We start from the raw sequence: 20147 nt of genomic DNA on the forward strand, positions 1-20147 counted from the left end.
GACGAATATGTCACCAAGGGTGGGAAAGCGCCTTGCTGAAAACCATAGAATCTCCCACAGGTAGATCACAGGCCTTGAAGGTGGCGTGGTTCCTGTGGGAGCGGGCGCGCCCGCGAAGAGGCCGGTAAAGGTTCAGCGCAAATCAGCCTCTGGCACCGTGGTCCGCTGCGCAATCGCCTCCGGCCGCCACTGCTTGCGGGCTATCGCCAACACTTCAGCCGGCGTTGCCAGCAGCAAGTCGGGGTCTGCTTCCTGCCCCAGCGCCCGCAATGCCCGCAACAGTAGCGGTGTAGCATGCTCTGCCTGCAGGGGGGGCGAGCGGTACGATTTGCCCAGCTTGTGCCCATCCGGCTGCACGATCAGCGGAATATGCAGGTAGCGCGGCTGTGAGAACCCCAGCAACTCCTGGAGGTACAGCTGACGCGGGGTGTTGTCGAGCAGGTCGGCGCCACGCACGATGTCGGTAACACCCTGCCAGGCATCGTCCAGCACCACTGCCAGCTGGTACGCATACAGCCCGTCGCGGCGCTGGATGACGAAGTCGCCCACTTCACGGCCCAGGTGCTGCTGGTACTCGCCCTGTACCCGGTCGGTAAAGCGGTAGATCAGCTCTGGCACGCGTAAGCGGATCGCCGCGCCTTCCCGGGCATGGCCGGCGTTGCGGCACAGGCCTGGGTAGATGCCGTTGTAACCCTCCAGTTGCTTGCGCGAGCAGGTACAGGCATACGCCAGGCCCATGTTGAACAGACGGTCGACTACTGCGGCATAGGCATCGTGCCGCTGGCTCTGGAACACCACTTCGCTATCCCATTCCAGCCCGTAACGCTCCAGGGTCTGCAGGATGGCATCACGGGCCCCGGGCATTTCCCGGGGTGGGTCGGTGTCTTCCATGCGCAGCAGCCAGCGGCCGTTGACGGCACGGGCATCGAGCCAGGAGGCGAGGGCGGCGACCAGCGAGCCGAAGTGCAGGAAGCCGCTGGGGGTGGGGGCGAAGCGCCCGATGTAGCTGGAGTCGGTCATGGTCAGGCTGGGCATATAAATGAAACGGGGCGCATCAAGCGCCCCGTTCAGGTGGAAGAAAGATCAGCCTTTGCCGACCGTTTTTTCCTTTTTCTCGGCGATTTCCTTGCAGTCGAAGCACAGGTCGGCGGTCGGACGTGCTTCCAGGCGGCGCAGGCCGATTTCGATGCCGCACGATTCGCACCAGCCGTAATCTTCGTCCTGGATCTTCTGCAGGGTCTTGTCGATTTTCTTGATCAGCTTGCGCTCGCGATCACGGTTGCGCAGCTCAAGAGCAAATTCTTCTTCCTGGCTGGCACGGTCGGCCGGGTCCGGGAAGTTCGCAGCTTCATCCTTCATGTGGTCTACGGTGCGATCCACACTCTGCATGAGCTCGCCTTTCCAGGCATTGAGAAGCTTGGTGAAGTGCTTCTTCATGGGCTCACCCATGTACTCTTCGCCCTTGGTCTCTTTATAGGGCTCGACACCGTACATGGTTTGACCGGTTTTTTGCTTTTCTACGGTGGACATGAATAGACCGCCTCTCACTCATCTGATCCAATGCGCAGGATGCTCCATCCCCGGCGACCGCCGGCCCTGCGACTGCGAGCCGCCGAACTTACCAGATAGATCGGGGGTGCGCTACCCCGCCCGATCCTGCTTATTGACATCGGCGCGAGCCGTACGTTCGTTGGCGTGCAGAGGTAGAATCTCCAGTTTAGACGCAATTGAGAGAAGGTCATGGCCCACCCCTACAGTGCGCGCAGCCGCGCCATCGAACCCTTCCACGTCATGGCGCTGCTGGCCCGGGCCAACGAGTTGCAGGCGGCCGGGCACGACGTGATCCACCTGGAAATCGGCGAGCCCGACTTCACTACGGCTGCGCCGATCGTGGCTGCCGGCCAGGCGGCACTGGCCGCCGGGCACACCCGCTACACCGCCGCACGCGGCCTGCCGGCACTGCGCGAAGCGATCGCCGGCTTTTATGGCCAGCGTTATGGCTTGAACATCGACCCGCAGCGCATCCTGATTACCCCAGGTGGTTCTGGCGCGTTGCTGCTGGCCAGCAGCCTGCTGGTCGACCCGGGCAAGCACTGGTTGCTGGCCGACCCGGGTTACCCGTGCAATCGCCACTTCCTGCGGCTGGTCGAGGGCGGAGCGCAGCTGGTGCCAGTGGGCCCGGAGGTGAATTACCAGCTCACCGCCGACCTGGTCGAGCGTTACTGGGACAAGGACACCGTCGGTGCACTGGTCGCGTCGCCGGCTAACCCGACCGGTACCGTGCTGGGGCGCGAAGAGTTGGCCAGCCTTGCCAGGGCCACCCATGAGCGACACGGCCACCTGGTGGTGGACGAAATCTACCATGGCCTCACTTATGGCATGGACGCGCCAAGCGTGCTGGAAGTCGACGACTCGGCGTTCGTCCTGAATAGTTTTTCCAAGTATTACGGCATGACCGGTTGGCGCCTTGGCTGGCTGGTAGCCCCACCCGGCGCGGTGGGCGACCTGGAGAAGCTGGCGCAGAACCTTTACATCAGTGCACCGAGCATGGCCCAGCATGCCGCGCTGGCCTGCTTCCAGCCCGAGAGCCTGGCCATTTTCGAAGAACGCCGGGCCGAGTTCGCCCGCCGTCGCGACTATCTGTTGCCCGCCCTGCGCGAATTGGGCTTCCGCATTGCCGTCGAGCCGCAGGGGGCTTTTTACCTGTATGCCGACATCAGTGCCTTTGGCGGTGATGCGTTTGCCTTCTGCCGGCATTTCCTGGAAACCGAGCACGTGGCCTTTACGCCGGGCCTGGACTTCGGCCGCCACCTGGCCGGGCACCATGTGCGCTTTGCCTACACCCAGAGCCTGCCGCGCCTGGAAGAGGCGGTGCGGCGCATTGCCCGTGGCCTGCGGAGCTGGCAAGGCTGATGCAGTTCTATCCCCCACTCGAACAGGGCCGCCTGCTGCGCCGTTACAAGCGCTTTCTGGCGGACATCGAACTGGCCAGCGGCGAACAGCTGACCATTCACTGCCCGAACACCGGCTCGATGCTCAACTGCATGCGTGAAGGCGGGCAGGTGTGGTTCAGCCGCTCCAACGACCCCAAGCGCAAACTGCCGGGCACTTGGGAAATCAGCGAAACCCCGCAGGGCCGGTTGGCCTGCGTGAATACCGGGCGTGCCAACGCGCTGGTCGAAGAGGCACTGCGGGCCGGCGTCATCACCGAACTCGCCGGGTTCACCGCGCTCAAGCGCGAAGTGGCGTACGGTGACGAAAGCAGCCGCATCGACTTTCGCCTGGAGTTCGACGGTGCCCCCGCGTACGTCGAGGTCAAGAGCGTGACCTTGGGCTACCCCGACAGCACAGTTGCAGCCTTCCCCGATGCGGTGACACAGCGCGGTGCCAAGCACCTGCGCGAGCTGGCGAAATTGGCCCGCCAGGGTGTACGGGCGGTGCAGTTGTATTGCGTGAACCTGACGGGCATCGACGCCGTACGCCCAGCTGAGGAAATCGACGCAGCCTATGCCCAGGCCCTGCGTGCGGCGGTGGCGGACGGCGTGGAGGTGCTGGCCTACGGCACCCGTCTGGATGCCGAAGGCATTGTTGTTGATCGCCGCCTGCCGGTGCTGGTCACGCCATAAGCCAGATGCCCTGGCTGTCCTCGTGACAGCCCAGGGCCAGCAATTGCTCACCTTCGCAAGGCCCGGCTACGCACTCGCCGCTTTCAATCAAAAATAGCGCGCCATGGTGGGCGCAGTGGATGAGGCTGGCGCTGTCATCAAGAAATGCATTTTGCGCCCAGTTCAGCGGGATGCCGCGGTGTGGGCAACGGTTGCGGTAGAGGTACACCTGGCCCTGGCGGCGTACGCCGAACAGTTCGAGGCCGTCTACGCTGAAGGCGCGGCTTTGGCCTTCGGCCAAGGCGTGGGAGGTACAGAGCAAGTGCATGGCGAGGACGACTCATGAAACAGATGATGACTTGACGCGTCAATGCGAATAATTATCAAATTGCCCGCATTCGCTGCGCCTGGCTACCTATGGTGCGCAGTTCTGCCGTCCGCCACAAGGCGCGCGGCTCGCCCTCAGAAGGAACCCGATGATGCGCCGTCCAGTCGCCTTGCTCGCCCTGTGCGCAAGCCTTGTGCTCTCCACCCAGGCCCTGGCGGCCGAGTTGCCGCAACGCTGGGTCAGCGCGGGTGGCGCCCTGAGCGAGTGGATAACGGCACTGGGCGGTGAAGCACGGCTTGTCGGGGTGGACACCACCAGCCAGCATCCGGCATCGCTGAAATCACTGCCCAGCGTGGGCTACCAGCGGCAGTTGTCGGCTGAAGGCATTCTCAGCCTGCGCCCGGATGTACTGGTGGGCACCGAGGAAATGGGCCCGCCGCCGGTCCTGGCGCAAATCCGCAAGGCCGGTGTGCGGGTGGAGTTGTTCTCCAGCAAAGCCGAACTCGCGGCGGTGGATGAAAACCTCAAGCATCTGGGGCAGTTGCTTGGCGCAGAGCAGCAAGCTTCGGCGTTGGCGGCGGGTTATCACCAGCAAATCGAGGCTGTGCAGGCCAAGGTCAAGCAGGCTCAGGCCGGGCAAAAGGCACCTGGGGTGCTACTGCCGGTCGGCCACGCCGGGGCCAAGCCGCTGATCGCCGGGCAGGGCACTGCGGGTGACTGGCTGCTGGGCCAGGCAGGTGGGCACAACCTGGCAGAACATCAAGGCTACAAGAACTTCTCCAACGAAGCCTTGGCGGCGTTGGACCCGGACGTGATCGTGTTTTCCGACCGGGCGCTGGCCGATGAGCAGGCCTTGCAGGCGCTGTTGAAGGAAAACCCCGCGTTGGCTGCCTCGCGGGCTGTGCGTGAGAAACGCCTGGTGTCACTGGACCCGACGCTGCTGGTGGGCGGGCTTGGCCCACGCCTGCCATCGACCTTGCAGTCGTTGGCAGCCACCTTCTACCCGGCAGCCCAGGCCAGCTTCGCGCAATGAAACAGCGGGTCCAGCCACGTACGTTGTTCATATGCCTGAGCCTGCTGTGCCTGTTGGCGGTGTGGCTGTCGCTGGCCCTGGGGCCGGTCAGCCTGCCGTTGTTCGACACCCTGCGCGCCGGCCTGCGCCTGCTGGGGCTGCCGATTGCGGCTGACGGCCTGCAGCAGGCCGAGATGATCCTGGGCCAGATCCGTCTGCCGCGGACTTTGCTGGGGCTGGCGGTGGGTGCGGTGCTGGCGCTGTCCGGTGTGGCCATGCAGGGGCTGTTCCGCAACCCGCTGGCCGATCCAGGGCTGGTGGGGGTTGCCGCTGGGGCGGCGATGGGGGCCGCGGTCGCCATCGTCGGTGGCGCCTGGTTTGGCGGCATGCCGGAGGCTTTCGCGCCGTATCTGCTGTCGTTCTGCGCTTTTGTCGGGGGGCTTGGTGTAACCGCGTTGGTCTACCGTCTGGGCCGGCGCGATGGCCAGACCAACGTCGCAACCATGCTGCTGGCTGGCGTGGCCATGACTGCGCTGGGTGGCGCGGCCGTTGGGCTGTTCTCTTACCTGGCCGACGACGCCACCCTGCGCACGCTGACGTTCTGGAACCTTGGCAGCCTGAACGGTGCCAGCTACGAACGGCTGTGGCCGTTGCTGCTGGTGGCGGCGGGGGTAGCGGTATGGCTGCCACGCCGGGCCAAGGCGCTGAATGCCCTGTTACTGGGTGAGTCGGAGGCGCGCCACCTGGGCGTTGACGTTGAGCGGCTCAAGCGCGAGTTGGTGTTCTGCACGGCGTTGGGCGTAGGTGCGGCAGTGGCTGCAGCAGGGCTGATCGGCTTCATCGGCCTGGTGGTGCCGCACCTGGTGCGCTTGCTGGCCGGGCCTGATCACCGTGTGGTGCTCCCGGCCTCGTTGCTGGCGGGGGGCGTGCTGATGCTGTTCGCCGACCTGGCGGCGCGGCTGCTGCTGGCACCTGCCGAGTTGCCGATTGGTATTGTCACGGCCTTCATCGGTGCACCGTTCTTTCTGGTCCTGCTGATACGAGGGCGCAGCTGATGTTGCAAGTCGAAGGCCTGCACCTGTGGCGCGGAAGCAATGAGGTGCTGCACGGTATCAATCTGCAGCTGAGCCCGGGGCAGGTGGTGGGCGTGCTAGGCCCCAACGGTGCCGGCAAGAGCAGCCTGCTGGGTGTGCTGAGTGGCGAGCTGGTGCCCGACCGGGGGCGGGTGACGTTGCAGGGCCGGCCCCTCACCGATTGGCCTGGGCAGGAGCGGGCCAGGCGCCTGGCCGTGTTGCCACAGGTGTCCAGCCTGGGCTTCTCGTTCCGGGTCGAGGAAGTGGTGGGCATGGGGCGCATGCCCCATGGCACCGGGCAGCGGCGCGATGCGGAAATAGTCGAAGCGGCGTTGCAGGCGGCGGATGCCTGGCACCTGGTGGAGCGCAGTTACCTGGCGTTGTCCGGTGGCGAGCGGCAGCGGGTGCACCTGGCCCGTGTGCTGGCGCAGCTATGGCCAGGCGAGGAGGGGACCACGCTGCTGCTCGACGAGCCGACCTCGATGCTCGACCCACTGCACCAGCACACCACCCTGGAGTCCGTGCGCCGCTTCGCCGACCGCGGCGCCGCGGTGCTGGTAATCCTGCATGACCTGAACCTGGCTGCGCGCTACTGTGACCGTATCCTGTTGCTGGAACAGGGGCGCAGTCATGCCTTTGCCTCGCCTGAAGAGGTACTGACGCCAGCGGCGTTGAGGGCTGTCTACGGTATCGATGTGCTGGTGCAGGCGCACCCGGAGCGTGGGCATCCGTTGATCATCGCCCGCTAGGAGGCATTGCCGATGCGTCATCCGCTGCTGTCCGGTTTCTCGCTTTGCCTGATGTTGGCACTGGGTGGCTGCCAGGCCAGCCTGCCGCCGTTGCCCGCTTGGCAGAGCAGTGAGGGGCTTACGCATGCCGAGTTGGGGCACATCATCGACCTTGCCAGCGGCCAGGCGATCAGCCCTGAGCAACTGGTGCAGCGCCTGGCGGGCGCCCCCCGTGTGCTGGTGGGTGAAAAACACGACAACCCGGACCACCACGCGCTGCAACTTTGGCTGCTGCGCGCGTTGCAGGGGCAGCGCGTGCAAGGCAGCCTCTTGCTGGAAATGCTGCAGCCCGAACAGCAACCGCTGGTCGACAAGGTTCAGGGGCAACCCGTGCCGGCAGACTTGCCCAAAGCGCTGGCCTGGCAGGACGGTTGGGATTGGCAACTGTACGGGCCGATAGTGCATGAGGCCTTGCAGCAGAGAGTGCCACTGCTGGCGGCCAACCTGTCGCCTGGCGAGATGCGCCAAGCCTATCGACAACCCGCCTCGCTGACCGGCGAAAGGTCCAATGCGCCAGCGGTGAAGGCTGCCTTGCTGGAGCAGGTACGCGCCGGGCATTGCGGGATGCTGCCGGAAAACCAGTTGCCAGCGATGCTGGCCGTGCAGCAGCAGCGCGACCGGCGCATGGCCGAGCGTTTGCTGTCGGCGCCGCAGCCGGCGCTGCTGTTTGCCGGTGCCTATCACGTGCGCAAGGACTTGGGCATACCCTTGCACCTGGCTGATCTGGGGGCGTCGGGGGAGAGCAAGGTATTGCTGCTGGCCGAGGTGGGCGAGCAGGTTGAGCCAGGCGAGGCTGATTACGTGTGGTACACGGCGGCGACGCCGGAGCAGGACTACTGCGCGCAGTTTCGCCAGTAGTGTGCAAGGTGGTAAGGCCAAGCCAGGAGGCACAAAACCACAGGCAAAAAAAGACCCGGCAAAGAGCCGGGTCAATAACCGTGATTAGCCTGATGAGGAGATAATCTGAGAGTCCGAACCAGGGGCTCTTAGGTTATCCAACCAGTCTCGCGACCAGTTGTGATAATCATAACGATTCTCATTTCGTAGTCAATCCCCTTCCACGATTATTTTGGATTTTTTTGCGTAGGGTTTTTCGCGTCCAGTTGTTGATTGAGCGCTTCTTTGCGTTCAAGTGGCAGATCGTTCCAGTGCATGTCCAGCAGGGCGCCTTCAATGGCGTACAACAGCACCTTGGAAGCGCGGAACCCTCGTGTCTTTACGGCCTGGTATGCACCCACCGCACCCAGGCGACGCAGGTCCGATGCACTGTGGATGCCGGCTGCATGCAGCCACTGCGCAGAGGTCTTGCCAAGGTTCTTCAGGTGCTGCAATTCATCGTTCATCGAGCCTCCTTGCGATGGCTGAACGTGGATTGGAGGATAAATCGCGAGCAGGTCAGAGAGGAGTGTAGCGGGGGTTAAGAAATGCGCGGCCTTTTGCCATCGGGGCGATGGAGCTGCCTTTGAGAAGTAGCCTGTTCTGGCCCTATCGCCGGCAAGCCAGCTCCCACAGGTACACCGCTGGCCTTGAGGGCGATGGTGTACCTGTGGGAGCTGGCTTGCCGGCGATAGGGCCAGAACAGGAAAGCGGCGAACTTACAGGCCAGGCAAACGCTGGCGAATCTGCTCGATCACCTGGTCCATGCTGCCAGCATCCTGGGTATCGACCCGGGTGCTCTGCACCAGCTCCTGCGCATCCAGGGCTTCACGGCTGGCCTGCTGGGCCTTGACCACGTCGAGGGTGGCATCCGAAGGGTCGGTGTTTTCGGCCTGACGTTGCTCCAGCCAGCTGGCGATAACTGCCTCGGGTGCGTGGCAGTCGAGGATCAGGAACGGTACACCGGTCTGGCTGGCAACGTCTGCCGCAGCTTGCCGCTGTTCATGCTTGAGGTAGGTGGCATCCAGCACCACCGGGAAGCCGGCGCGCAAAACGGTTGCTGCAACTTCGTGCAGACGTTGGTATGTGGCAGCACTGGCATCCTGGTCATAAATGCCGGAGGTGAGCTGACCGGCGCTCTCTTGCGGCTGTTCGCCGAACAGGCGCTTGCGCTCGACATCGGAGCGCACACGAATGGCGCCCAGGGCCTCGACCAGCCGCATTGCCACGTGGCTCTTGCCCACTGCCGAGACGCCATGGGTAACGGCCAGCAGCCGCGAAGGGATGGCGCTGTAGCTTTCGGCCAGGTTGGCGTAGTTGCGGTAGGTGCGCAGGGTGGTGGCCCGCTGCACGCCGTCGGCATTGGCCGGCATGCTGAACAGCGCGACTTTGGCCCGTACCAGGGCGCGATAGGCTTTGTAGAAGTTGAGTACTTCCAGGCCTTCATAATCGCCGGTCAGCTCCAGGTACTGGCTGATGAAGCGTCGTGCCAGGCACTTGAGGCCGCGATCTTCCAGGTCCATGGCGAGGAAGCCGGTGTCCGCCCAGACATCGGTCATGCGGAACGGTTCGTTGAACTCGATGCAGTCGAAGATCACCACCTGGCCGTCGATCAGGGTGGCGTTGCCCAGATGGATGTCGCCGTGACACTCGCGGGTGAAGCCATTGGCCTTGCGCGAGGCGAACAGGCCTTGCAGCCGCTCGAAACTGCTGCGGGCCCAAGCCTGCAGGTTGTCCAGTTGCAGCAGGTCGGCCTTGTCGCTGAGGAATGGGCGGATCTGCTCGAAGTTCTGCTCGACCGGCGCCATGACGCTTTCAGGCGAGCCGTAGGGCTGCTCGGCGGATACCTTGGGCGTTTGCAAGTGGAACTCGGCGATTTGCCGGGCCATCTGGTCGATGTGCGCGGCACTCAGTTCGCCATTGGCCTGCAGGGTGCTGAGCATCTGCCCCTGCGGGAACTGTCGCATCTTCAGTGCGTATTCGATGGCTTCGCCGTCGCCACCGATCTGCGGTGCGTCGACGCTACCGGTCAGCGGCAGCACCTCCAGGTACAGGCCGTCGGTCAGGCGCTGGTTCAGGCGCAACTCTTCGTTACAGAAGTGTTGGCGCTGGCCTAGGTCGGTGAAGTCGAGGAAGCCGAAGTTCATCGGTTTCTTGATCTTGTAGGCGTACTCGCCGGTGAGCAGCACCCAGGAGATATGCGTCTCGATGAGCTGGAACCCATCCACGGGGTGAGGGTACAGGGCTGGGTTCTGCAACGCAGTGATAAGTGCTTGGCTCACGGGAAATCCTTCCGGGGGCAGGGAATTCGAATGCGCCATTATGGTCAATGGTGCCGTCCCTGCCTACCGCTGGGCCGTCTGCCCAGCCTTTATAAAGTGCGTATAATCCGCCGCCATGACCCGAACCCGAAATCCCCGTACCCCTCAGAAACGCCCGACCGGCCGCTCTCGCGCCTGGCTGGGCTGGGCTTTGAAGCTCAGCCTGGTAGGCCTGGTGATCGTTGCCGGCTTCGCGGTTTACCTCGATGCCGTTGTCCAGGAGAAGTTCTCCGGCAAGCGCTGGACCATCCCGGCCAAGGTGTATGCCCGGCCGCTGGAACTGTTCACTGGTCAGAAACTGAGCAAGAACGACTTCCTTACCGAACTCGACGCGCTCGGCTACCGGCGCGAAAGTGCGGCCAACGGCCCGGGTGCGGCGGCCGTCAACGGCAATACCGTCGACCTCAATACCCGTGGTTTCCAGTTCTACGAGGGCATGGAGCCAGCACAGTTCGTACGCGTGCGTTTCTCAGGCGATTATGTGGCGGGCCTGTCGGCTGCCAACGGCAAGGCGCTCGACGTGGTGCGGCTTGAACCCCTGATGATCGGCGGTATCTACCCGAAAAACCTCGAAGACCGCATCCTGATCAAGATCGACCAGGTACCCAAGTACTTGCTCGAAACCCTCGTGGCGACTGAAGACCGCGACTTCTATAGCCACTATGGCGTGTCGCCCAAGTCCATCGCCCGGGCCATGTGGGTCAACACCTCGTCCGGCTCGATGCGCCAGGGCGGCAGTACCCTGACCCAGCAGCTGGTGAAGAATTTCTACCTCAGCAGCGAACGCAGCCTCAGCCGCAAGCTGACCGAAGCGATGATGGCCATGCTGCTTGAGTTGCACTACGACAAGCGCGAGATTCTCGAGGCCTACCTCAACGAGGTGTTTGTCGGTCAGGATGGCCAGCGTGCCGTTCACGGCTTCGGCCTGGCCAGCCAGTTCTTCTTCAGCCAGCCGCTTTCGGAGCTGAAGCTGCATCAGATCGCCTTGCTGGTTGGCATGGTCAAGGGGCCGTCCTATTACAACCCGCGGCGCTACCCTGACCGCGCTCTGGCCCGCCGCAACCTTGTGCTCGACCTGGTAGCCGAACAGGGCGTGGCCAGCCAGGCGGAAGTCGATGCCGCGAAGAAGATGCCGTTGGGCGTGACCAAGCGCGGCAGCCTGGCCGACAGCTCGTTCCCGGCCTTCCTCGACCTGGTCAAGCGTCAGCTGCGCCAGGACTACCGCGACGAAGACTTGACCGAAGAAGGCCTGCGTATTTTCACCAGCTTCGATCCGATTCTGCAGATGAAGGCCGAAACCTCGATGAGCGAGACCTTCAAGCGCCTTTCGGGGCGCAAAGGTGCTGACGAGGTGGAATCGGCCATGGTCGTGACCAACCCGGAAACCGGTGAGGTACAGGCGCTGATCGGTAGCCGCCAGGCAGGCTTCGCCGGTTTCAACCGGGCCATCGATGCTGTGCGGCCGATCGGCTCGCTGGTCAAGCCGTCGGTGTACCTGACTGCGCTGGAGCAGCCGAGCAAGTACACGCTGACCAGCTGGGTGCAGGACGAGCCATTTTCGGTCAAGGGTGCCGATGGCCAGGTATGGCGCCCACAAAACTACGACCGTCGACCGCATGGCACCATCTACCTGTATCAGGGCCTTGCCAACTCTTACAACTTGTCGACCGCCAAGCTCGGGCTGGAAGTGGGCGTGCCCAATGTGATCAAGACCATTGGCCGGCTGGGGGTAAATGTCGACTGGCCAGCCTTCCCGGCCATGTTGCTGGGGGCCGGTGGCATGTCGCCAATGCAGGTTGCGACCATGTACCAGACCATCGCCAACGGCGGTTTCAATACCCCGATGCGCGGTATCCGCAGTGTGCTGACTGCCGAGGGCGAGCCACTCAAGCGCTACCCGTTCCAGATCCAGCAAACCTTCGACCCGGGGGCCATCTACCTGGTGCAAAACGCCATGCAGCGGGTCATGCGCGAAGGTACCGGGCGCTCGGTGTACAACACCTTGCCGCGCTCGCTGACCCTGGCGGGCAAGACCGGTACCAGTAACGACTCGCGCGACAGCTGGTTCTCCGGCTTCAGCCACGACCTGCTGGCCGTGGTGTGGATGGGCCGTGACGATAACGGCAAAACCCCCTTTACCGGTGCCACCGGTGCCCTGCAGGTGTGGACCAGCTTCATGAAGAAGGCCGACCCGCTACCGCTGGACATGCCGCAGCCGGACAACGTGGTGCAGGCCTGGATCGACCCGTACACTGGCCATGGGTCTGATGGCAGCTGTCCGGGAGCGGTGCAGATGCCGTATATTCGCGGGAGTGAACCGCCCGCCGGCGCGACCTGTGGCGGCGAGCAGAATCCTGCAGAATCAGTCATGGACTGGGTCAAAGGCTGGATGAATTAAGCACAGGCTGCATTGATGAGGTGTGACGTGAACAAGTGGCTGTTTCCTGCCGTGACGGCGTTGGCTGTGCTCCAGGGGTGCTCTAGCGTTCCGCGCGGTAATATTCCGGTGGTCGATTCGAGCACTCGCGTGTCAAACAGCGAGCGCGTGACGGCCAACCGCTCGGCGGGTGGCTATAACACGGGCACCGCGCAAGCGCAGACGCTGCCCGAAGACTCGGGCGTGACCGTGATGATCCCGCAGGGCGCTGGCGCTTCTGGCATCCAGACGTTCCCGGCTGCCAATGGCGCGGCGCCGATCAGCACCTCGCCAATCACGCCGGGCCCGATTACTTCTGGCCCGGTCAGTTCGGCGCCGATGACCACCAACCCCAACCCGATCGCCGACGAGCCGTTCGACATCGCGGCGATGAACAGCACCCCGGCAAGCTCCAGCGCGCCAACCGGCATTCCGCGCAGCACCGCTGCCGGTGGTCTGTCGGCTGACGAGCAACTGGACGGCCCGGTGCTGGCACTGCTTACCACCGCGCAAACCCAGCAGGGCAGTGGTGACTTCAACGGAGCGGCTTCGAGCCTGGAGCGTGCCCAGCGCATTGCCCCGCGTGAGCCGCAGGTGCTGTATCGCCTGGCTCAGGTACGCCTGTCGCAAGGTGATGCAGCGCAGGCCGAGCAGTTGGCGCGTCGCGCCCTGACTTACGCCAACGGCCGCCCAAGCCTGCAGGCCGAGCTGTGGAACACCATCGCCCAGGCCCGTGAAAAGCAAGGTGACAGCGCTGGCGCGGCACTGGCCCGGCAGAAGGCGCGGGTCAATTCGTGATGATCGAGCAACGTATTCTGGACATTGCCGACCACCTGTTGCTGATCGAGCGTGAACTGGTGGTGCAAGGGTGGTGGGATGACGAGCCACCCAGCGACGAGGCTCTGGCCAGTACCGTCCCGTTTGCGGTCGATACCCTCAGTTTCGAGCAGTGGCTGCAATGGATCTTCCTGCCGCGGATGAAGATCATCATCGAGCTCGGTCAGCCGTTGCCCAACGCCTCCAGCATCCTGGTCATGGCCGAGACCGTGTTTACCGACCGGCCGGAGCAAAGTCGTGAGCTGCGCCGCCTGTTGGCAGCATTTGACCAATTGATCGCTCCTTCCGCCTGATTTCTTTAGTTTTTCCTTCAAGGGCCGCAGATTGTGGCCCTTTTTTATGGAAATCTTATTTATTCTGCTGCTGAAGCGATTTTTAGTGGTGGCAGGAATTCATCTTGGGGAAAAATTGGCAATAATTTTTCTTGACATGTTGGCGCCGAATCACAAGAATCCAACTTCCGCTGTAGAGGGACTGCCAGAAGCAGACCCGCTAAGCAGATCATGAGGTGCACACCCGCGCCGACCTGTTACACCCCGCAACGCGTTACCTCGCGCTGGGTGGGAAAGCCCCGCAACACTCTGGGGTGATCCCAATACTTGCTCAGTCAGTGCTGACGTTTTCGCTCATGCTCTGCTTGGCAGTAAACCTATTAAGACCCGTCCACTAGGGACGGTATTCTGGCGTTTTAGAGGTGAACAACGTGGAGCTTTTATCTGGCGCTGAGATGGTCGTCCGCTTTTTGCGTGACGAAGGCGTTAAGCACATCTACGGGTACCCTGGTGGTGCTCTCCTGCATGTTTACGACGCACTGTTCAAAGAACCGGAAGTGGAACACATCCTGGTTCGTCACGAGCAGGCGGCAACCCATATGGCGGACGGCTACGCCCGCGCCACCGGCAAGGCCGGTGTGGTGCTGGTAACCTCCGGCCCGGGCGCGACCAATGCCATCACCGGCATTGCCACCGCCTATATGGATTCGATTCCGATGGTCATCCTGTCCGGCCAGGTGCCTAGCACCATGGTGGGTACCGATGCCTTCCAGGAAACAGACATGATTGGTATCTCGCGGCCGATCGTGAAGCACAGCTTCATGATCAAGAACCCGACCGAGATCCCGGAAGTCCTGAAAAAAGCGTTCTACCTGGCGCAATCCGGTCGCCCAGGTCCGGTCGTGGTCGACATTCCAAAAGATATGACCAACCCGGCCGAAAAGTTCGAATACGTCTACCCGAAAAAGGTCAAGCTGCGCTCCTACAGCCCGGCGGTCCGTGGCCATTCCGGCCAGATCCGCAAGGCCGCCGAGATGCTCCTGGCTGCCAAGCGCCCGATCGTCTACTCCGGTGGTGGCGTGATTCTCGGCGGTGGCTCCGAAGCCCTGACCGAAATCGCCAAGTCGCTGAACTTGCCGGTTACCAATACCCTGATGGGCCTGGGTGGCTTCCCGGGTACGGACCGCCAGTTCCTTGGCATGCTCGGCATGCACGGCAGCTACACCGCCAACATGGCCATGCACAACGCCGACGTGATCCTCGCTGTGGGCGCACGCTTCGACGACCGTGTGGTCAACGGCCCGGCCAAGTTCTGCCCGAACGCCAAGATCATCCACATCGACATCGACCCGGCGTCGATTTCCAAGATGATCAAGGCCGATGTGCCGATTGTCGGCCCGGTCGACAGCGTGCTCAGCGAAATGCTCGGTATCCTCAAGGAAATCGGCGAGCAGCCTGACAAGGCGTCGCTGGATGCCTGGTGGAAGCAGATCGACGAATGGCGTGGCGATGGCGAGATGTTCCCTTACGACAAGGGCGACGGCACTGTCATCAAGCCGCAGAAAGTCATCGAAACCCTGTGCGAAGTGACCCATGGCGATGCCTTCGTCACCTCCGACGTGGGCCAGCACCAGATGTTCGCGGCGCAGTACTACCGCTTCAACAAGCCGAACCGCTGGATCAACTCCGGTGGCCTGGGCACCATGGGCTTCGGCTTCCCGGCGGCGATGGGCGTCAAGCTCAACTTCCCGGATCAGGACGTTGCCTGCGTGACTGGCGAAGGCAGCATCCAGATGAACATCCAGGAGCTGTCCACCTGCATGCAGTACGGCCTGCCGGTGAAAATCGTCAACTTGAACAACGGTGTGCTGGGCATGGTTCGCCAGTGGCAGGACATGGCCTACAACGGTCGTCACTCGCACTCGTACGTCGAGTCGCTGCCTGATTTCATCAAGTTGGCCGAGGCCTATGGCCATGTGGGTATCCGCATCACCAGCCTGAAGGACCTCAAGCCGAAGCTGGAAGAAGCGTTTGCGATGAAGGACCGTCTGGTGTTCATCGACATCGCGGTTGACCGCAGCGAGCACGTCTATCCGATGCAGATCAAGGATGGCTCGATGCGTGACATGTGGCTGAGCAAGACGGAGCGTACCTGATATGCGGCACATCATTTCCCTGCTGCTGGAAAACGAACCAGGTGCGTTGTCCCGTGTGGTCGGCCTGTTCTCCCAGCGCAACTACAACATTGAAAGCCTGACCGTGGCGCCGACCGAAGACCCGACCCTGTCGCGTCTGACGCTGACCACCGTTGGCCATGACGAAGTGATCGAACAGATCACCAAGAACCTGAACAAGCTGGTCGAAGTGGTCAAGCTTGTCGACCTGTCGGAAAGTGCTCACATCGAGCGTGAACTGATGCTGGTCAAGGTCAAGGCCACCGGTGCCCAGCGCGCCGAGATCAAGCGCACCACGGATATCTTCCGTGGCCAGATCGTCGACGTGACCGCCAGCGTGTACACCGTGCAGCTGAGCGGCACCAGCGACAAACTGGACAGCTTCATCCAGGCGATCGGCACTGCATCGATTCTCGAAACCGTGCGCAGCGGCGTTACCGGCATTGCCCGTGGCGACAAAGTGCTCAGCATCTAAATTCAAAAATTAGCGATGGCTCCGCAGGGGCCGAGATATAACCAGGGGTATTTCATGAAAGTTTTCTACGATAAAGACTGCGACCTTTCCATCATCCAGGGCAAGAAAGTCGCCATCATCGGTTACGGCTCCCAGGGCCACGCTCAAGCGTGCAACCTGAAGGACTCCGGTGTAGACGTTACCGTCGGTCTGCGTAAAGGTTCGGCTACCGTTGCCAAGGCTGAAGCCCACGGCCTGAAAGTTGCCGACGTTGCTACCGCTGTCGCTGCGGCTGACCTGGTCATGATCCTGACCCCGGACGAGTTCCAGGGCGCTCTGTACAAGAACGAGATCGAGCCGAACATCAAGAAGGGCGCTACCCTGGCCTTCTCCCACGGCTTCTCGATCCACTACAACCAGGTTGTTCCGCGTGCCGACCTCGACGTGATCATGATCGCGCCGAAAGCCCCGGGCCACACCGTTCGCTCCGAGTTCGTCAAAGGCGGCGGCATCCCTGACCTGATCGCTATCTACCAGGATGCTTCGGGCAATGCCAAGAACGTTGCCCTGTCCTACGCTTCGGGCGTTGGTGGCGGCCGTACCGGCATCATCGAAACCACCTTCAAGGACGAAACCGAAACCGACCTGTTCGGTGAGCAGGCTGTTCTGTGCGGCGGTACCGTTGAACTGGTCAAGGCCGGTTTCGAAACCTTGGTCGAAGCTGGCTACGCGCCGGAAATGGCCTACTTCGAGTGCCTGCACGAACTGAAGCTGATCGTTGACCTCATGTACGAAGGCGGCATCGCCAACATGAACTACTCGATCTCCAACAACGCCGAATACGGTGAGTACGTCACCGGCCCGGAAGTCATCAACGAAGAATCCCGCAAGGCCATGCGCAACGCCCTGAAGCGCATCCAGGACGGCGAGTACGCGAAGATGTTCATCTCCGAAGGTGCTACCAACTACCCATCGATGACCGCCAAGCGCCGCAACAACGCCGCTCACGGCATCGAAATCATCGGCGAGCAACTTCGCTCGATGATGCCGTGGATCTCGGCTAACAAAATCGTCGACAAGACCAAGAACTAAGTCTTATCGAAAGATGAAAAACGCGGCTTCGGCCGCGTTTTTTCGTTCTGGCAGCCCGCTTCTGGTATAAAGCAGACCAGTGGCCTGCTGTCAGAACCTGTTTCGCGGGCCCGTGTCGAACATTTTCCATCCTGTTGCAAGGTACCCTTTATGAGCGAACGTCCCGAAGAGCCGAACAAGCCCTCCGACGCCGAAAGCCTGCTACCTATCGATGAGCACATTGAAGAAGGGCACGACGCCGAAGGCCGCAAGGTGCGCCACCGCGGCATCTACCTACTGCCCAACCTGTTCACCACCGCCAACCTGTTTGCCGGCTTCTATTCCATCATCAGCTCGATGAGCGCACAGAGCGCCCTGAGTGCCGGTGACCCGCGCGAGGCGAGCAAGTACTTCGCCTTCGCCGCCATCGCCATCTTCGTGGCCATGGTGCTCGACGGCCTGGACGGCCGCGTTGCGCGCATGACCAATACCCAGAGCGCCTTCGGTGCCGAGTATGACTCGCTGTCGGACATGGTCGCCTTCGGTGTGGCCCCTGCGTTGCTGGCCTTTGGCTGGGCGCTGGGTGACATGGGCAAGGTCGGCTGGATGGTCGCCTTCATCTATGTGGCCGGTGCCGCGCTGCGCCTGGCGCGCTTCAACACCCAGGTCGGTACCGCCGACAAGCGCTACTTCATCGGCCTGGCCAGCCCGGCTGCCGCAGGTGTGGTAGCGGGTACCGTGTGGGCGTTCAGCGATTACGGTATCCAGGGCTCCAAGCTGTCGTTCCTGGTGGCGCTGCTGGTGGCAGCTGCCGGCATGCTGATGGTCAGCAATATCAAGTACAACAGCTTCAAGGAGCTGGACCTCAAGGGGCGCGTACCATTCGTGGCCATCCTTGCCGTGGTGCTGGTGTTTGCCGTCGTGTTCAGCGACCCGCCGCGCATCCTGCTGCTGATCTTCCTCGCCTATGCGGCGTCGGGGCCGATGCAGTTCCTGTTGAAGGCGCGCCGGCGCAAAGCGTGAAAATTGCTTAACGCTGGAATAACCCTCCGGCTCCATAGTCTTACTGGTACATCCGTTATCCAGTGCTATGGAGCCGCCCATGCTCATCAAGCTTCCCAGGTCTTCCGAGTGCAAGGCGTCGGAGATCACGCCCGAAGGCATCTACCTTTCCCGTCGCACCCTGCTGGGTGGCTCATTGGCCGGCCTGGCGCTGGGCGCATTGCCGGGCAGGGCGGGCGCTGCTGAAGTTTCCCGTTATACCGATGTGCAGGCGGTTGCCGCGCCGGCCTGGTTCACTGACAAGCTCGCTGCCACGCGCTGGCAGGCGGTGACGGTTAAGGGCGAGGCAATCACGCCGTTCAAAGATGCTACCCATTACAACAACTTCTATGAATTCGGGCCTGACAAGGGCGACCCGGCCGCCAATGGCGACAGCCTGAAGACCGAACCGTGGTCGATCGTGGTGGATGGTGAGGTGGGCAAGCCCGGGCGCTATGCGCTGGAAGACTTCGTCAAACCTTATCAGCTCGAAGAGCGGATCTATCGGCTGCGTTGTGTAGAGGCGTGGTCGATGGTCATCCCGTGGCTGGGGTTCCCGCTGGCGCAGGTACTCCAGCAGGTCGAGCCGACTTCCAGGGCGCGCTATGTGCGCTTCGAGACGTTGAAAGATCCACAGCATATGCCTGGGCAGCGTTCAGGGTTCGCCTTGATCGACTGGCCTTATAGAGAAGGGTTGCGCCTGGACGAGGCGATGCATCCGCTGGCGATCCTGGCGGTCGGCATGTATGGCCGCGAACTGCCCAATCAGAATGGCGCGCCGTTGCGCCTGGTGGTGCCGTGGAAATATGGCTTCAAGAGCATCAAGTCGATCGTGCGCATCAGCCTGGTGGCTGAGCAGCCCGGCACGACCTGGGAAGGGCTGGCGCCGGATGAATATGGTTTCTATGCCAACGTTAACCCGGAGGTCGATCACCCGCGCTGGACCCAGGCGCGCGAACGCCGGTTGCCCAGCGGGTTGTTCAGCCCCAATGTGCGAGAGACGCAGATGTTCAATGGTTACGCTGATGAAGTGGCGTCGCTGTATACAGGGCTTGATCTGCGGAAGAACTATTGATGCGTTACCCCTGGTTTCGCCTGGCGATCTTCATCGTGGGATGCGTGTTTCCGGCGTGGTGGCTATATGAGGCGGCGATGAACCTGCTGGGGCCTGACCCTGGGAAGATCATGATGGATCGCCTTGGGCTTGGGGCGTTTACCTTCCTGCTGGTGACCTTGAGCATGACCCCACTGCAGAAGCTGACGGGCTGGTCGGGCTGGATTGTGGTGCGCCGGCAGCTGGGGTTATGGGTGTTTGCTTATATAGTGCTGCACATCCTTTGTTACCTGTTCTTTATTCTTGGGCTGGATTGGGGGCAGTTGGCGGTGGAGCTGCGCAAGCGGCCCTACATTATTGTCGGTGCGCTGGGGTTCCTGTGCTTGCTGGCGTTGGCGGTTACCTCGAATCGTTATAGCCAACGGCGGCTGGGGGCGCGATGGAAGAAGCTGCACAGGTTGGTGTATCTGGTTCTTGGGCTGGGGCTGCTGCACTTTTTGTGGATTGTGCGCTCGGACCTGCGGGAGTGGGCTGTGTATGCGTTTATTGGTGCTGTGCTGATGGTGCTGCGGGTTCCTGCTGTTGGGCGGGGGCTTTCGAGGGTTGGCAGGAAGCAGGGTAGGGCGGTTTGAGAGTGAGGTGGGGCTGCCAGGGGCCAGTCTTGAGATAGTAGTGGCTGTGAAAGGTGCTTGCCTTTGATCTTGTGGCGGACACCTGGTGGCCCTTGATACGGCCTTCGCCAGGAATATTCCAAATAACTGCAATTAAAGGTTGACGCCCTTCCGAATCCCCTTATAATGCGCCCCACTTCCAGCGACATCGGAA

At 62.2% G+C, this 20147-nt stretch carries 20 protein-coding genes; 15 read left to right on the forward strand and 5 right to left on the reverse strand.

Features of this window, described 5'->3' with window-relative positions:
* Positions 1-132: 132 nt before the first annotated feature.
* Together gluQRS and dksA are read right to left on the reverse strand one after the other, a co-directional pair.
* Positions 133-1020, reverse strand: a complete 888-nt coding sequence (gene gluQRS / locus WF331_RS27985) for a tRNA glutamyl-Q(34) synthetase GluQRS (protein ID WP_041168127.1) — start codon at positions 1018-1020, stop codon at positions 133-135.
* 63 nt (positions 1021-1083) lie between these two features.
* Positions 1084-1530, reverse strand: coding sequence for an RNA polymerase-binding protein DksA (gene dksA / locus WF331_RS27990; RefSeq protein WP_016501618.1), 447 nt, complete (start codon positions 1528-1530; stop codon positions 1084-1086).
* A 210-nt stretch (positions 1531-1740) separates the two neighbouring features.
* On the opposite strand from dksA, the gene WF331_RS27995 reads away from it, so the two are divergent.
* Both WF331_RS27995 and sfsA read left to right on the forward strand, forming a co-directional pair.
* Positions 1741-2913 carry a pyridoxal phosphate-dependent aminotransferase gene (locus tag WF331_RS27995; protein WP_340623519.1) on the forward strand — a complete coding sequence of 391 codons (1173 nt, stop codon included), beginning with the start codon at positions 1741-1743 and terminating at the stop codon, positions 2911-2913.
* Positions 2913-3626 (forward strand): DNA/RNA nuclease SfsA, encoded by a 714-nt coding sequence (sfsA, locus tag WF331_RS28000; protein WP_059395890.1) that lies wholly within the window; start codon positions 2913-2915, stop codon positions 3624-3626. Before WF331_RS27995 ends, sfsA begins: the two co-directional genes overlap by 1 nt.
* Here sfsA and WF331_RS28005 read toward each other — a convergent pair.
* On the reverse strand, positions 3616-3933 hold the full coding sequence (locus WF331_RS28005) for a Rieske (2Fe-2S) protein (RefSeq protein ID WP_016501615.1): 318 nt from the start codon (positions 3931-3933) through the stop codon (positions 3616-3618). The two genes, sfsA and WF331_RS28005, sit on opposite strands and share 11 nt — an antisense overlap.
* 148 nt (positions 3934-4081) lie before the next feature.
* Here WF331_RS28005 and WF331_RS28010 point away from each other — a divergent pair, with 148 nt between their 5' ends.
* Genes WF331_RS28010 through WF331_RS28025 form a run of 4 tightly spaced genes read left to right on the forward strand, consistent with a single transcriptional unit; the run spans position 4082 to position 7664 of the window.
* Positions 4082-4966 carry a heme/hemin ABC transporter substrate-binding protein gene (locus tag WF331_RS28010; RefSeq protein WP_340623520.1) on the forward strand — a complete coding sequence of 295 codons (885 nt, stop codon included), beginning with the start codon at positions 4082-4084 and terminating at the stop codon, positions 4964-4966.
* A 50-nt stretch (positions 4967-5016) separates the two neighbouring features.
* Positions 5017-6000, forward strand: a complete 984-nt coding sequence (locus WF331_RS28015) for a FecCD family ABC transporter permease (RefSeq protein ID WP_162471788.1) — start codon at positions 5017-5019, stop codon at positions 5998-6000.
* Positions 6000-6767, forward strand: a complete 768-nt coding sequence (locus tag WF331_RS28020) for a heme ABC transporter ATP-binding protein (RefSeq protein WP_059395892.1) — start codon at positions 6000-6002, stop codon at positions 6765-6767. Before WF331_RS28015 ends, WF331_RS28020 begins: the two co-directional genes overlap by 1 nt.
* Before the next feature lie 12 nt (positions 6768-6779).
* The gene (locus WF331_RS28025) at positions 6780-7664 is read left to right on the forward strand and encodes a ChaN family lipoprotein (protein WP_049275307.1); all 885 of its coding nucleotides are present in this window, start codon (positions 6780-6782) and stop codon (positions 7662-7664) included.
* A 206-nt stretch (positions 7665-7870) separates the two neighbouring features.
* On the opposite strand, the gene WF331_RS28030 is transcribed toward WF331_RS28025, so the two are convergent.
* The gene (locus WF331_RS28030) at positions 7871-8149 is read right to left on the reverse strand and encodes a TfoX/Sxy family protein (RefSeq protein WP_016489141.1); all 279 of its coding nucleotides are present in this window, start codon (positions 8147-8149) and stop codon (positions 7871-7873) included.
* Positions 8150-8401: 252 nt separating this feature from the next.
* A complete protein-coding gene (locus WF331_RS28035) occupies positions 8402-9964 on the reverse strand; it encodes a bifunctional aminoglycoside phosphotransferase/ATP-binding protein (protein WP_340623521.1) in 1563 nt (520 codons plus the stop codon).
* A 115-nt stretch (positions 9965-10079) separates the two neighbouring features.
* Here WF331_RS28035 and mrcB point away from each other — a divergent pair, with 115 nt between their 5' ends.
* From mrcB to msrQ, 9 genes are all read left to right on the forward strand, one after another.
* Positions 10080-12401 carry a penicillin-binding protein 1B gene (gene mrcB, locus WF331_RS28040; protein ID WP_340623522.1) on the forward strand — a complete coding sequence of 774 codons (2322 nt, stop codon included), beginning with the start codon at positions 10080-10082 and terminating at the stop codon, positions 12399-12401.
* Positions 12402-12416: 15 nt separating this feature from the next.
* Complete coding sequence (locus tag WF331_RS28045; protein WP_284365135.1) at positions 12417-13217, forward strand: tetratricopeptide repeat protein; 801 nt, start codon at positions 12417-12419, stop codon at positions 13215-13217.
* Positions 13217-13549 (forward strand): YqcC family protein, encoded by a 333-nt coding sequence (locus WF331_RS28050; protein ID WP_041167876.1) that lies wholly within the window; start codon positions 13217-13219, stop codon positions 13547-13549. The genes WF331_RS28045 and WF331_RS28050 overlap by 1 nt, the downstream gene beginning before the upstream one ends.
* 410 nt (positions 13550-13959) lie before the next feature.
* Complete coding sequence (locus WF331_RS28055) at positions 13960-15684, forward strand: acetolactate synthase 3 large subunit (RefSeq protein WP_041168126.1); 1725 nt, start codon at positions 13960-13962, stop codon at positions 15682-15684.
* Between the two features lies 1 nt (position 15685).
* The gene (gene ilvN, locus WF331_RS28060; protein ID WP_003250040.1) at positions 15686-16177 is read left to right on the forward strand and encodes an acetolactate synthase small subunit; all 492 of its coding nucleotides are present in this window, start codon (positions 15686-15688) and stop codon (positions 16175-16177) included.
* A 54-nt stretch (positions 16178-16231) separates the two neighbouring features.
* Entirely contained in the window at positions 16232-17248 is a 1017-nt protein-coding gene (gene ilvC / locus WF331_RS28065) for a ketol-acid reductoisomerase (RefSeq protein ID WP_003250043.1), read from the forward strand.
* 150 nt (positions 17249-17398) lie between these two features.
* Positions 17399-18250 (forward strand): CDP-diacylglycerol--serine O-phosphatidyltransferase, encoded by an 852-nt coding sequence (gene pssA / locus WF331_RS28070; protein WP_340623523.1) that lies wholly within the window; start codon positions 17399-17401, stop codon positions 18248-18250.
* 79 nt (positions 18251-18329) lie between these two features.
* Positions 18330-19343: a protein-methionine-sulfoxide reductase catalytic subunit MsrP gene (gene msrP, locus WF331_RS28075; RefSeq protein WP_340623524.1), complete on the forward strand. Its 1014-nt coding sequence runs from the start codon at positions 18330-18332 to the stop codon at positions 19341-19343.
* Positions 19343-19954, forward strand: a complete 612-nt coding sequence (msrQ, locus tag WF331_RS28080; RefSeq protein WP_340623525.1) for a protein-methionine-sulfoxide reductase heme-binding subunit MsrQ — start codon at positions 19343-19345, stop codon at positions 19952-19954. The genes msrP and msrQ overlap by 1 nt, the downstream gene beginning before the upstream one ends.
* Positions 19955-20147 lie beyond the last annotated feature (193 nt).

The organism is Pseudomonas sp. YNh (genome assembly GCF_037993085.1).
Taxonomy (GTDB): domain Bacteria; phylum Pseudomonadota; class Gammaproteobacteria; order Pseudomonadales; family Pseudomonadaceae; genus Aquipseudomonas; species Aquipseudomonas putida.